The sequence below is a fragment of the uncultured Ruminococcus sp. genome (assembly GCF_946415235.1).
Lineage (GTDB): Bacteria > Bacillota > Clostridia > Oscillospirales > Ruminococcaceae > Ruminococcus.
Window position 1 is genome coordinate 1 of sequence record NZ_CAMKRR010000027.1, and the last position, 12978, is coordinate 12978.

General features: G+C 44.1%; 14 protein-coding genes. All 14 read left to right on the forward strand.

All coding sequences use genetic code 11. The features are described from left to right. The coding region (locus tag Q0R37_RS07275; protein WP_294752891.1) for a nitrogenase component 1 at positions 1-1299 on the forward strand (1299 nt) is incomplete at its 5' end. A 1-nt stretch (position 1300) separates the two neighbouring features. Continuing rightward, positions 1301-2584, forward strand: coding sequence for a nitrogenase component 1 (locus tag Q0R37_RS07280; RefSeq protein ID WP_294752893.1), 1284 nt, complete (start codon positions 1301-1303; stop codon positions 2582-2584). A gap of 10 nt (positions 2585-2594) precedes the next feature. Continuing rightward, positions 2595-2789, forward strand: a complete 195-nt coding sequence (locus tag Q0R37_RS07285; protein ID WP_294752895.1) for a hypothetical protein — start codon at positions 2595-2597, stop codon at positions 2787-2789. A gap of 17 nt (positions 2790-2806) precedes the next feature. Further along, a complete protein-coding gene (locus Q0R37_RS07290) occupies positions 2807-4006 on the forward strand; it encodes an acetylornithine/succinylornithine family transaminase (protein ID WP_294752897.1) in 1200 nt (399 codons plus the stop codon). A gap of 15 nt (positions 4007-4021) precedes the next feature. Continuing rightward, positions 4022-4897, forward strand: a complete 876-nt coding sequence (gene dapA, locus Q0R37_RS07295; RefSeq protein WP_294752899.1) for a 4-hydroxy-tetrahydrodipicolinate synthase — start codon at positions 4022-4024, stop codon at positions 4895-4897. A gap of 26 nt (positions 4898-4923) precedes the next feature. After that, positions 4924-5919 (forward strand): hypothetical protein, encoded by a 996-nt coding sequence (locus Q0R37_RS07300; RefSeq protein ID WP_294752901.1) that lies wholly within the window; start codon positions 4924-4926, stop codon positions 5917-5919. Beyond that, positions 5912-6880, forward strand: a complete 969-nt coding sequence (locus Q0R37_RS07305) for a hypothetical protein (RefSeq protein WP_294752903.1) — start codon at positions 5912-5914, stop codon at positions 6878-6880. The genes Q0R37_RS07300 and Q0R37_RS07305 overlap by 8 nt, the downstream gene beginning before the upstream one ends. A 15-nt stretch (positions 6881-6895) precedes the next feature. After that, entirely contained in the window at positions 6896-7141 is a 246-nt protein-coding gene (locus Q0R37_RS07310) for an acyl carrier protein (protein ID WP_294752904.1), read from the forward strand. A 21-nt stretch (positions 7142-7162) separates the two neighbouring features. Further along, on the forward strand, positions 7163-8626 hold the full coding sequence (locus tag Q0R37_RS07315) for an AMP-binding protein (protein WP_294752906.1): 1464 nt from the start codon (positions 7163-7165) through the stop codon (positions 8624-8626). Between the two features lie 35 nt (positions 8627-8661). Beyond that, positions 8662-9474: a radical SAM protein gene (locus Q0R37_RS07320; protein ID WP_294752908.1), complete on the forward strand. Its 813-nt coding sequence runs from the start codon at positions 8662-8664 to the stop codon at positions 9472-9474. A gap of 13 nt (positions 9475-9487) precedes the next feature. Then, on the forward strand, positions 9488-10186 hold the full coding sequence (locus tag Q0R37_RS07325; protein WP_294752910.1) for a DUF5714 domain-containing protein: 699 nt from the start codon (positions 9488-9490) through the stop codon (positions 10184-10186). Positions 10187-10198: 12 nt separating this feature from the next. Next, positions 10199-11371: a homoaconitate hydratase gene (aksA, locus tag Q0R37_RS07330; RefSeq protein WP_294752912.1), complete on the forward strand. Its 1173-nt coding sequence runs from the start codon at positions 10199-10201 to the stop codon at positions 11369-11371. Between the two features lies 1 nt (position 11372). Next, the gene (locus tag Q0R37_RS07335; RefSeq protein WP_294752914.1) at positions 11373-11711 is read left to right on the forward strand and encodes a cupin domain-containing protein; all 339 of its coding nucleotides are present in this window, start codon (positions 11373-11375) and stop codon (positions 11709-11711) included. Further along, complete coding sequence (locus tag Q0R37_RS07340) at positions 11708-12976, forward strand: 3-isopropylmalate dehydratase large subunit (protein WP_294752916.1); 1269 nt, start codon at positions 11708-11710, stop codon at positions 12974-12976. The genes Q0R37_RS07335 and Q0R37_RS07340 overlap by 4 nt, the downstream gene beginning before the upstream one ends. Positions 12977-12978: the final 2 nt, after the last annotated feature.

Here is a 12978-nt window from a genome sequence, read left to right on the forward strand (position 1 = left end):
AGTGCTGTTGAAAAAGATCTTATAGACATCGGCGAATGTATAGATATGCATCAGGGCTGTGCATTCTGGGGCGCATATGATGTGTTCAGCTATTTTGACGATCTTGTTTTGCTGGTACACGGAACTGCGGGATGTACAGCAAACAGACACTTCCTGACCTCCATGGGACAGATGGATAACTGTGACAAAAGAAGTCACCATACCACTGATATGAAGGAAAATGACATTATCTTCGGCGGAGAACAGAAGTTTATGGATTCTCTTGAGGAGGTAATGAAAAAAAATCCTGATAAAAACGTTGCGGTCCTCACAAATTGCTGCACGGATATTATAGGCGATGACGTTGAAGGCTGTATCGAATCTCTGCCTGATGAGGACAGAAAAAGAGTAATATTCATGAATACTGGCGGATACTCGGGCAAGACCTATCGTGACGGCACCGAGAACGCATTTAGACTTCTTGCCGAAAAGCTTTACTCCTTCGGAAGAAGTAAGGACAGGGAACAGAAGGGTTCAGTCAATCTTTTCACGAGAAGATGGCTGTGGGATCCCACGAAAAAGAAGGAAATTGACGAGATAAAACGCGATCTTGGTCTTATCGGATTGAAGATGAACGAAGTATTCGATCACGGCTTCAATATGGAAAGACTTGAAAAGATGTCAGAGGCTGATGTGAACGTATCTCTTTGTCCGTTTTACTCACGGGGCTTTTTCGACCAGCTCAGGACTCTCGGCGGTATTGATTATGTGGATTCATCGGCGCCGGTCGGACTTGAAGCAACTATGCGCTGGTTGGAGGATATAGCCCGTAAGCTTTCAATGGATATCTCATACATATATGAAAACGAGGAGATCTCGGAGCTCTTCCGCATGAGATATGAGCTCAGGAAAAAGATCGGCAGCGGCAGGAAATGTGTGATATGGAACCAGACAGGCGACAGACTTCTCTCTCTTGTCAAGCTCGCTTCTGAACTTGGTATGGAGCCCGTTATCGTGGGCATAGAATTGTCAACTATGCGTGAAAAGTTCCACATATTCAAAAAGGAAGTATGTGAGGGCGGAGTAGAAGCAGCGGTATATCCGTCAAAGTACATTGATGAGATACGGGAGCTTGTAAATGAACTTGATGACCCTTTGATATTCTGTAATGATAATTTTTTCAGCGGAAAGAAAGTATTCAGGTACAGATTTGCTCATAATCCCGTTTATGGTCTGAACGGAGCAAGAAGTATTTTTACAGCACTTAATGAAACTCTGGACACACCTATGAATAATTATTCGATTTTTTTGGAGAAGTAAAATGACTGAAGAAAAAAACTGTCTCGACTCTATCCGTAAATGCGGGATACTGGGCGTGAGCAGGATCGCAGCTCAGATAAAGGATGCTTCGGTCATCGTTCACGGTCCGAAGGGATGCGTACTTCCCGCTTTTGAGGCTTCGCTCACGAATCCTCTCAGTATATCATATACGGAGATGTGCCGTGAAACCACGGTGTTTGGCGGTGAAGACGATATAGCCTATAAGATACGAAAGGAATATTTTACCAATAATCCCAGGATTATAGTTCTTATTTCCAGCTGTGCCTCGGAGATAATAGGCGACGATATAAAGGGCGTTATCCACAGCCTCGATCTTGATATTCCCATAATCACTGTTGAAGGCGGAAGCTTTATCAACGACCATATTTCAGGATGCAATACGGCTATGGAGAGACTTGTTCACGAGCTCGGAGCCCCGCGTGATGAAAACAGTGAAATAGTAAATATCATCCCTCCCGTCGAAAAATACAGCGGCTGGAAGGACGACGGAGCATATCTGGTTAAACTCCTCGGAAAATTCGGTATATCCGCAAGGGTATTATTCTGCGGTGTAGATGTGGATGATATAAGGAATTATCCTTCGGCTGCTCTCAATGTTATCATTGACAGAGAATACGGATCAAAATTAGCGGAATACATGAATGAAGAATACGGTATCCCCTATATCAGCTGCGGTTATCCCATCGGACTGGAAGCTACGGATATGTTCGTTTCTTCGGTACTGCGTGCTCTCGGGCGCGAAAGCAGGGAAACCGACGAAATGCGCGATATGCTTCTGGATGAAGTAAGGCAAAGCTTCAGAAACGGACTTGGAAGGGTTACCACTTTCAGATATCTGGAAGAGATATCTGACAAGAAGAAGATCATCGTGGGAAATTACGATACGTCGGAAGCCTTCCTCAGATTCCTTGTGAAGGAATTTGACGATAATGTTGAAACGGTTATAGTAAAAAAACCGAAAACCGATGATAACATCGATTTAGAGGGCAGGCTGAAGGAAATATCCAGTGGGACCAATGTTATTTTTACCGATGACAGAGGCGAAATAATAGATCATATCCGAAACAATGATTACGATGTGATACTGGGCAGTGATAATGAATATCTTGCTGCTCAAGGCGAAAAGACATTCGCTTACATAAACGTTGAATATCCATGGGCAAGAAAAATAAACTTTATGCCCGATGGATTCGCTGGCTATGAAGGACTTCTCAGATTTATAGAAGTCTATTACAATAAAATAGCCGATAAATTTGATTTTTAGGAGGTACATCATGGAAGACAAGGAAAAGTGCTGCTGTTGCTGCGGCGGAGAAGTACAGGAAAAGGAAAAGCTCAGCGTTGTGGAAGACGCAGAGATCAGGGACGATGATATGGATTTTGAGGAAGAGTTATGCTGTGAACTTTTCAGCCAGAAGATCCCTGAAAAAAGCGATACAGTAAAGAAAACAAGGAAAACATGTTGTTAAAGAAAGGGTGATCGTTGATGTCTTGCACAAATACAAATGAAATGATAAAAAAGGCAAATGCTTCAATAATGTATACTACCAATCGTCCCGATATAGTTTTTGAAAAGGGAAAAGGGTCATATCTGTGGGACCTTAACGGTGATAAATATCTTGATATGATCCAGGGATGGGCAGTATGCTGCCTGGGACACTGTGCGCCTGTTATGCAGAAGGCACTTCGTGAACAGTCGGAACTGCTCATAAATCCAAGTCCGTCATATTATAATGTTCCCGCTATCGAACTGGCGGAGCTTCTGACAAGTATATCATGTATGGATAAGGTGTTCTTTATCAATTCGGGAGCAGAGGCAAATGAAGGCGCAATAAAGCTTGCAAGGAAATACGGCAGCAAGTATAAAAACGGCGCTTATGAGATCATTACTGCAAAGAACAGCTTCCACGGAAGAACTCTTGCCACGATGTCGGCTTCGGGCAAGGAAAAGTGGAAGGATATCTATGCTCCCAAGGTAGATGGATTTATCTGGGCAGAGTACAATAATATTGACGATATCAGAAAGAATATCAGCGATAAGACCTGTGCAATAATGCTTGAGCTCGTTCAGGGTGAAGGCGGCGTTATCGAATCCGAAAAAGATTATGTAAAGGAGATCAGAAGGATCTGCGACGAGAACGATATATTGCTTATTATAGACGAAGTCCAGACAGGAATAGGCAGACTCGGAACCATGTTCGGATATGAACTCTATGATATCGAGCCTGATATAATGACTCTTGCAAAGGGCATAGGAGGCGGCGTACCGCTTTCCGCTGTGTTGGCAAAGGACAGGGTTTGCTGCTTTGAGGCAGGAGATCAGGGCGGTACCTACAGCATGACTCCCATTGCTACTGCGGTAGGACTTTCGGTGGTAAAGGAAATAATCGACAAGGATATACTGAGCAACGTGAACGAGGTGGGAAGCTACTTCAGAGCAGAGCTTGACAAGCTTGTTGACAGTTATAAGATCGTATGCGGCACCCGTGGAAAGGGTCTGCTTCTGGCACTTGCATTTGAAGGAGCAGACTGTTCGGCGATACAGGCAGAATGTCTTAAAAACAAGCTGATAATCAATTCGCCGAACAAGAATACTCTGCGTTTCATGCCTGCACTCAATATCACAAAGGAAGAAGTTGACGAGTGTATCGCCATACTCAGATCTGTTCTTGACAAATTCAACTGATATGGAGGAGATATTATGAAATTAAAGGGCATTTTTGCCGCTGTTGCAACTCCGTTTATCAATGGAGATATAGACGTTGAGGCATACACTTCATATATTGAATGGCTGATCGGTGAAGGCATAGACGGTATCGTTGTATGCGGAAGCACAGGCGAATCTTCTATGCTCTCATTCAAGGAGCATATAGAGCTCATTAATATCACAAAGGACATTGTCAGGAACCGCATAACGATAATCGCCAACTGCGGAGCCAATTCCACAAGTGAAGCAGTATATCTGACACAGGAAGCCGAAAAGCTTGGCGTGGATGCTGTTCTTTCGGTAGTTCCGTATTATGTCAAGCCCACTCAGCAGGGACTTATCGAGCATTATACAGCTATACACAATGCTTCAAATGTACCGATAATTATATATAACGTACCAAGCAGAACTGTCACCGACGCTTCTGTTGACACTATAGTTGAGCTGTCAAAGCTTGAGCGTATCATCGGTATAAAGGAAGCATCGTCCGATATGGAAAAGGTCGCAGAGATCGTTGCGAAAACACCTGATAATTTTTCTGTATTATCCGGAAACGATTCCACATTCCTGCCATTCCTTTCGGTAGGCGGCGATGGAGTTATCTCTGTTATCGCTAATGTCATCCCCGCAAGGTTCTCGGCACTCTACAAGGCTGTGGAGGAGAATGATCTGAGAAAGGCTATCGGACTGAACAGTGAGCTTCTTGCGCTGAACAAGGCGCTTTCATCAGAATCAAACCCCATTCCTGTGAAATATGCGCTTTATCGTATCGGAAAGATGAGAAACGAGCTAAGACTTCCGTTGACTCCGCTCAGAGCTGAAAATATGGAAATAATGGACAAAGCACTTGCTGACCTTGGTGTGGTTTGAAACAATAAATGATAAGAGGTAGAAAAATGATATCTGGTTCAGAGTATGTTAACAAGCTTTTTGAAACGATGTATGCAAAATTCCTGGACACTATAGAGAAATATGACCTTATCCCTGCGGATACAGAGAAAGTATGCTTAGGTATGTCAGGCGGCAAGGACGCTCAGGTAATGACGCTCCTTATGAATGAATACAAGAAAAGAGTCCGCCCTGACCTTGAGCTTGAGCTGCTCATAGTTAAGACTCCTTCATGGAAGTATGAGCCTGATAAGTATTATGCGGGAAATGAAGCTATGAAAGAATATGCAACTACTCAGAAAAAGTCAGTGGATACGACCATTGAATACTGGGAAAAGCAGGGAATCCCCACAAAGCTCATCAATTACGCTCCCGAGGTAAGCAATGAGGTCATCATGCGTGCCGAAAAGCCGTGTGTAATGTGCTTTATAGGTCTTTACAGATCTTTATGCGGATATATCAAGGAGCAGTATGAACAGGGCAAGAAAACTGTTCTTTCCATAGGCATAACAAAGTTTGATCTTCTGTATGTACTTGAATCCCTTACTATCAGATCAAACGGTAATTCCTGGGAATATGACAAGCTCAATTCACCTGACAAATACTACTTCAACAGATTGCAGACAACATTTTTCTCTCCGTATCCCAAGCTCATTCTTGGTATACCCGGTACTGATGCGGCAAAGATAACTCCGATCATCAATCTTACCGATAATGAGACGAGAGAGCTGGCAAATCAGCTCGGTCTGCCCCGTATTCCCGATCCCTGCGCGAAGCTTCACGGAGAGAAATTCGTATCCGATAAGAGATACTTTGACAGCTACCTCGCAGGTACTACTACAGAGGATATCAATCTTGACCATATACACAGCGGATTCTTCTCCGATTATCAGAGTCTGCTTGATACATTCACAAGGGTCGGTGTTCTGCCCCCCAAGTCAGAGCTTGATGGCCTAATGTATGAAGCTATAAACAATTCCAAAATAACAGCTATATATGAATAATAATATTTTTATCCGCTCTTTTACCACTGTTATCCCTGATAAAAGAGTGAGTGCGGAAAAGATCTACTATGAACAGGCAGGATCTCAGAGCGATGATGTACGGCAAGCCTTCATGAAGTTCAGTAAGGAAACGCACATTGATTCGGTGGCTGTTTTTGATGATGATACTGAATTTGGCCGTGCTGTGATGACGGCTGTAAAAACTGCAACGGATAATGCGGGAATATCTTTGGATTCAATAAAATATATAATTTTCGGCAACGAGCATCTGAATAATATAAACGGATGCTCGCCGATACACGCTACAAAAACTCTTCTAAACGCAAAGAGTGCAAGGATACTTCCCGTCATGCATCCGTGTGCAGCTTTTTTGTCGGCTTTAGAGCTTTCAGGTAAGCTTTTAGGCAGTGAAAAAGAGGAAAATATTCTCTATATTACGGGATGCAGATGGAAAAGCAGCAAGGAGCGGTTCATAGGTTTTTCCATGCGTGGTGACGGAGCAGGAGCAGCTGTGATCTCCAATACCGGCGGTATATTCAGGGTGAATGGCTGTAATACCCGTTATCTTAATAATTCGCCTGTTGATATAAACGGTGAGCGCATTTCGGATCCGAATGTATGCCGTTTCAACCTTATCAGGAACGGCGCGGATTTTATCAATGAGTCTCTGAGCAGGAATAATATCACGGCAGATGATATTGCCCGTATCATCCAGCCCAATGCAGGCCATAGGGTGTTCAGCGAGCTTTATCCGCATTTCGGGGATATCTCTCCGGAAAAGTTTTATCTTGATAATATCAGTGACGGCGGACATATCTGCGATATGGATATCCTTCGCAATCTTGCAGTCTACTGCGACGAGCAGAAGCTGGAGAGCGGTGATATGCTGCTGCTTTATACTCCCGATGTGGAACAGAGCTTTGATATCAATTACTATTCGGCTCTTATCGAAAAAATATGATATTCGGAGGAAATTATGAATAAGAAAGATGTTTGTGAATGTGTCCTTGAGGTCGTCCGTAATATCTCTGAGATCGATGATATCACATCAGAAACGCATACCGATGATGTGATGCTCGATTCCATCGGCTGGATGAGTTGTCTTGTTGCTATTGAGAAAAAGCTGGGATGCGCTATTGATCCCAAGGTATTTTTCAGCAGCGGCAACACTTCGATAGGCGCACTTTGCGATTCGCTGCTGAAGTATTTTAATATTATATAAGTTATAAGAGGTGCATAGAAAATGATTGAATGTCTGTACGATGCATTTATGTCTGCAGCAGGCAATACCGATAACTATATTGATTATCTTGTGCTGAAGGATTTCAGCTACAAGACCGAAAGAAAGACCTTTGATGACATATATCATGATATCATCAATTGCTGCAGCAATCTGAAGGATTTCGGGGTAACCGCTGATTCCGTTGTGGCTTTTGAGATTGAAAACACATATCAGTGCCTGATATGTGATTCAGCTCTTATCATGCTCGGTGCGCAGGCAATAATCAGCAGAAAGGGCGATGCTCCTGACGTTCTTGATGAAAGGATAGGAGAGTTCAGTGCGACAGCAGTTATCTCCGACAGAAGCTCAGACAGGATCTCGGCATTGCCTCATATAACAATTGATGAACTTATGGCTGACAACAGTGATCCGAGAATACCTGAAAGATATGTTTATTCCAAGGATATATCAGTTATGTTTTCGTCGGGAACTACGGGAACCCCTAAGGCACTGGGAATAACGGAGATTGGTTCAGTCTGGAGTTCAAATAATTTCTTCAGGTTCATGCATTTCAACTCAAAGGACAAGTTTCTTATTTTTATGCCCCTTTCAAACTACCAGCAGAGGTTTTTGTTCTGGGGTTGTCTTATGAACAATGTGAATATATCCATCGGAAATGATATGACACTGCTTCAGTGCCTTTCAAATCTTGAACCCAGCATACTGCTTGCACCTCCGAATTTCTTCTATAATCTTTACTGTCAGCAGAAAAAATCCGACAGTGATGTAATAAAGGCTACTCTTGGAAGAAATATGAGATATCTCCTGACGGGAATGGCTCCCATAGATAATGAGATACTTTATTTCTTCAGTGAATACGGCAATGAGATATACCAGATCTACGGTCAGACCGAGGTCGGTATGCTGTGCTGCAATACCACTGTCGAGAACAAGATCGGTACAGTGGGAAAGCCTATCATAGAGATCGAGCTTTCTGAGGACGGAGAGCTCATCACCAACAGTCCTCATCCCATTGTCAGCGGTTATTATGAAAACGGAAAGCTTATTGATCCCATGCCGCGCAAGCGCTCCACAGGTGATATGGGTACCATGGACGACGATGGCTTCGTCTCCATAATAGGCAGGATCAATGATACGATCATTCTCAGCAGCGGAAAGAAGATCAACCCTGCAATGATCGAGAACAAGATAAAGAATATATGTACTGACAGTGAAGCTGCCATATTCAAGACGAAGGACGAAAAATCCTTTATCATAAACATCGTGATAATCAGCGAAAGCTTTGAGAAGATAGATACAGAGTCTGTAAAAGGGACAATAAGCAGAATGGGCGAGATAAAATCCTTTACCGATCCATACAAGATAGTATTCATGGAAATGGATAAGACCGTTCTTTCGGGATTATATACCGAGAACGGCAAATTCTCACGAAAAAAAGCGATAGATATGCTCCTGTCGAAGTAATGGCGTTTTATAGCTGTATTGAATAAGAGGTTAAAATGGAAAAAGATAATTTCATCCATCCATGTTTTGAGAATTATAAGTGCGGAGCACGTTTTCACCTTCCTGTTGCATTCAGATGTGATACTAAATGTAATTACTGTAAACGGGAATACTCGGATAAAATAGACAGACCCGGTGTTTCGGAGGGGATACTTTCTCTTTCTGACGTCGAGGCGTATATCCGCGAAAAAGCCGCGCTTTATCCCGAATGCAGGATAATAGGCATTGCAGGCCCCGGGGACCCCTTTGCAAACGCAGATGAGCTCTTCGGAGCGTTTGAAATAGTAAATGAGAAATTCCCCGATTACAGATGCTGTGTCTGCACTAACGGATTCTATCTTCCCGATAATAAAGAACGTTTCCTGAAGTCATCCGTTAAATACATAACTCTGACCATTAATTCTGTAGAGGAACCTACGCTTGCTAAGATATATGACCATCTTGTTCTGAACGGCAAATGCTATCACGGCGAAGAAATGGGAAATATTATCAGAAAGCTTCAGAAGGAAGCACTTGATATTATCATTCAGAAGGAAAATATCAGGCTGAAGATAAATATTGTAGTTATTCCCGGGATCAACGACGGCGAGATCGCAGGCATCGTTGAGGCTACGCGGGATTACGGAGTATATATATACAACCTTATACCAATGCTTCCTGTAAAGGGTACAAGATTCGGTGATATCGAACAGATAAGCAGCGAATCTCTTGAGGCTATCAAGGACGATCTGAGAGCAGCCTTCCCCGGTATATATATCAAGGATAACTGTCTGAGATGCAGAGCAGATGCTTGTGGCAGGATAGAATAGGAGGATCAATATCATGAGCTTTGGAAAATGTTCTGTCTGTGATTCAGATGTGCTTTACAATGTTGAGTCGCGCGAAATGAAGTGCGAGATGTGCGGCAAGGTGGAGGAAAGCCATATCTGGTGCGAATCGGGGCATTATATATGTGCGGATTGCTGTGCAAAGGATGTAATGAAGAAGATAAAGGAGGAGATCTACGGGATAAAGCTTACAAATCCTGTTGATATCGGAGATTATCTCATAGCAAAATGCGGAATGTCAGGCCATACTCCCCATGTTATAGCTCTTGTTTCGATCCTTGCGGCACTGAAAAATATTACGGGAACTATAACTGATGAGGATATCGAAGAAGGAATAAGACGCGGTTACGAGATACCTGCGGGCTGGTGCGGATATTACGGTGCCTGCGGTGCAGGTGTTGCTGTAGGAGCAGCCTTCAGTATCGTTCTCGGTGCAACTCCACAGAGCGATAAGGAGAGAAGTGTAGCCAATTACGCGACTTCCGTAGTCCTTAAAAGTATAGCAAAGCTCGGCGGTCCGTGCTGCTGTGTTGCTTCTGTAAGAGCGGCCCTTAAAGAGTCGGTGGTGCTTGTCGAAAAATATCTTGGGATAACCTTTACGCCATCGGTGAGAAAGGGAAGCTGTTGGGCATCAAAGCTTCAGGCGGGATGCCGCGGAGAGAAATGCAGGTTTTACAAGTCGATAGAAAATTAACGGTGAATAGATATGGAAACTTTTAATGATATGTCAGCAGTCAATGCACAGGAAAAGAAGTTCTTTTTCTGTGATACTACTCTACGTGACGGTGAACAGGTCAAAGGAGTGCATTATACTCCACAGCAGAAGCTGGAGATAGCTTCGCTTTTGGCGAAGGCAGGCGTCGAATCTATAGACGCAGGCTTTGCGGCGACCTCGTCAGAGGAGAGGTTGGCAATAAAGATGATCTGCGAAGCAGACCTTGGCATGAGGATAATGAGTATGTGCCGTGTCGTGAAGAACGATGTGGATCACGCGATATCATGCGGTGTTAACGGAGTTATACTGTTTATTCCCGGCTCGGATATACATATAAAAGCAAAATTCGGCGAAAATGTCCTTGAGGAGCGCCGCAAGCTATTGGATAACGCGGTATCATGTATAAAATATGCAAAGGATAAGGGCCTTTTCGTAGAATTCGGCATAGAGGATTCATCGCGCACAGAGGACAGTGTGCTGTTCGAAATGCTCGCCGAAGCGGAAGCAGAGGGCGCAGATATCCTTGGTACTACCGATACCGTGGGATGCATGACTCCAGAGAAGATATATACCAAGACCAGATACCTCACAGAAAGGTTGCACAGTCCTGTGGGAGTGCATTGCCATAATGATCTCGGACTTGCTACGGCAAATACTATCGCAGGTATAATGGCAGGTGCAGGCTATGTGTCGCCTACTGTCAGCGGTATAGGAGAACGTGCGGGAAATGCTTCCCTTGAAGAAGTGATCATGATAATGAATACGATTTATCATAACGGTGCCGAAAAGTACGACACAAGACAGCTTTGCAGGCTCGTAAAGCTTGTTGAGGATTATTCCGGTATAAAGCACAGCCCGCTGAAGCCTATAACGGGAGAAAATGCCTTTACTCATGAATCAGGTATCCATATCGATGGAATGCTGAAGAATACGGATACATATGAATTCTTTTCCCCCGATATCGTCGGTCGTCAGAGGAAGTACGTTCTCGGCAAGCATATCGGAAAAAGCGCAGTATGGCATATACTCAGACAGAACAGCTTTGACCTTACCGTGGATGAGGCGGCAGAGTTCTGGAGCAGCGTAAGAAATAACGAGACGCTTGGCGAGATATATGATGAGAATAGTATAATCATGCTCTATAAGGATTTTAAAGGTGTGTAATATGCTGATAGATAACTGGAAATATTCCGAAAACCCTTTGCTGCCCTCAGATGCAGAAATGGAAATGGTAACCACCGACTTCGTGACAGTATGCCGTTTTCTGTTCAGGTCGCCTGCACCTCTCGGCGCACACAGCCATATCAACGAACAGATTACCATAGTTCTTGAAGGTGAGATGGAGATAGAATTCAACGAAGAAAAAAGACTCATGAAAAGCGGAGATGTATGTGTTATACCTGCCAATGCCGTACATAAGGCAGATATCACAAAGGCCCCCTTCCGTTCAATAGAGGTATTCGATCCTGCAAGAAAAGATTTTGCAGCTGCGGTAAAGCCATGAAAAACATCAGACGCGGTATGACCCTTACCGAAAAGATCCTCAGCCGTAAAGCGAACAGAGAGCTCCGTGCAGGAGATACGGCTTTCATACCTGTTGATCTTATATTCGGAACTGACGGTACAGTGCCAATAACATTTGGCATACTTGAAAAGAACGGTATAAAAAAGCTTACCGATAAGTCAAGGATAATAATAATCAACGATCATTTCTCTCCCGCATCTAATATCGCTACTGCCAATAATGCGGTGCGGCTGAGGAGGTTTGCCGAAAAGCACGGGATAGAGTTCTACGATTCGGGAAAAGGCGGTATATGCCACAGCCTTCTGCCCGAGCTCAAAGCGGTGCATCCTTTTTCGGTTATAGCAGGAGCCGATTCCCATACCTGTACACACGGTGCCTTCTCAGCGTTTTCCACGGGTATCGGTTCCACAGATCTGGCCTATGCCATGGCAACGGGGAGCCTCTGGATAAAGGTCCCCGCGAGTAACCGTATAATCCTTAAAGGCAGGCTGAGAGGCTGCGCTTCCGCAAAGGACGTCGCATTATATATACTCGGGATGCTGAAAGAGGACGGAGCTTTATATAACGCCATGGAATTCAGCGGTGACGGAGCAGAACATCTGTCAATGTCAGAGAGAATGACTATCTGCAATATGATGACAGAGTGCGGAGCAAAAAACGCATTGTTCTGCTATGATGATATAACCGAAGAGTATGCACGGAACAACGGGATAAGAACGGATGAGAAGCTTTTCTCCGATGATAATGCGGAGTATATCAGGGAAATAACAGTGTCCCTTGATGATCTGGTACCGCAGATAGCCTGCCCTTATTCCCCTGCAAATGTAGTGGACGTGGAGAATATCGCAGGATTAAAGATAGATCAGGTGCTGATCGGTTCGTGTACTAACGGCAGCATAGAGGATATGCGTATTGCGGAGAAGTATCTGAGAGGAAAAAGAATAGCACCGGGTGTCAGAATGATAGTCATACCCGGGACCAGTGAGATACTTTACCGCATGGAAAAGGAGGGCATCCTTTCTGCGTTTGTCCTTGCAGGAGCAGTTATTGCCCCGTCTTCTTGTGGTGCCTGCATGGGCGGACACAGCGGCGTCCTTGGAGAAGATGAAGTGGGACTGTATACGAGCAATCGCAACTTTCACGGCAGAAACGGTGCCTTATCGTCAAAGGTATATCTTTGCAGCCCTGCGGTGGCAGCATATTCTGCTGTAAGCGGGTGTATAAACGTACCCGGGGAGGAATAGAA

Coding starts and splice junctions, on each gene's coding strand:
- Q0R37_RS07280 (WP_294752893.1), top strand. CDS start 1,301: ATGACTGAAGAAAAAAACTGTCTCGACTCTATCCGTAAATGCGGGATA.
- Q0R37_RS07285 (WP_294752895.1), top strand. CDS start 2,595: ATGGAAGACAAGGAAAAGTGCTGCTGTTGCTGCGGCGGAGAAGTACAG.
- Q0R37_RS07290 (WP_294752897.1), top strand. CDS start 2,807: ATGTCTTGCACAAATACAAATGAAATGATAAAAAAGGCAAATGCTTCA.
- dapA (WP_294752899.1), top strand. CDS start 4,022: ATGAAATTAAAGGGCATTTTTGCCGCTGTTGCAACTCCGTTTATCAAT.
- Q0R37_RS07300 (WP_294752901.1), top strand. CDS start 4,924: ATGATATCTGGTTCAGAGTATGTTAACAAGCTTTTTGAAACGATGTAT.
- Q0R37_RS07305 (WP_294752903.1), top strand. CDS start 5,912: ATGAATAATAATATTTTTATCCGCTCTTTTACCACTGTTATCCCTGAT.
- Q0R37_RS07310 (WP_294752904.1), top strand. CDS start 6,896: ATGAATAAGAAAGATGTTTGTGAATGTGTCCTTGAGGTCGTCCGTAAT.
- Q0R37_RS07315 (WP_294752906.1), top strand. CDS start 7,163: ATGATTGAATGTCTGTACGATGCATTTATGTCTGCAGCAGGCAATACC.
- Q0R37_RS07320 (WP_294752908.1), top strand. CDS start 8,662: ATGGAAAAAGATAATTTCATCCATCCATGTTTTGAGAATTATAAGTGC.
- Q0R37_RS07325 (WP_294752910.1), top strand. CDS start 9,488: ATGAGCTTTGGAAAATGTTCTGTCTGTGATTCAGATGTGCTTTACAAT.
- aksA (WP_294752912.1), top strand. CDS start 10,199: ATGGAAACTTTTAATGATATGTCAGCAGTCAATGCACAGGAAAAGAAG.
- Q0R37_RS07335 (WP_294752914.1), top strand. CDS start 11,373: ATGCTGATAGATAACTGGAAATATTCCGAAAACCCTTTGCTGCCCTCA.
- Q0R37_RS07340 (WP_294752916.1), top strand. CDS start 11,708: ATGAAAAACATCAGACGCGGTATGACCCTTACCGAAAAGATCCTCAGC.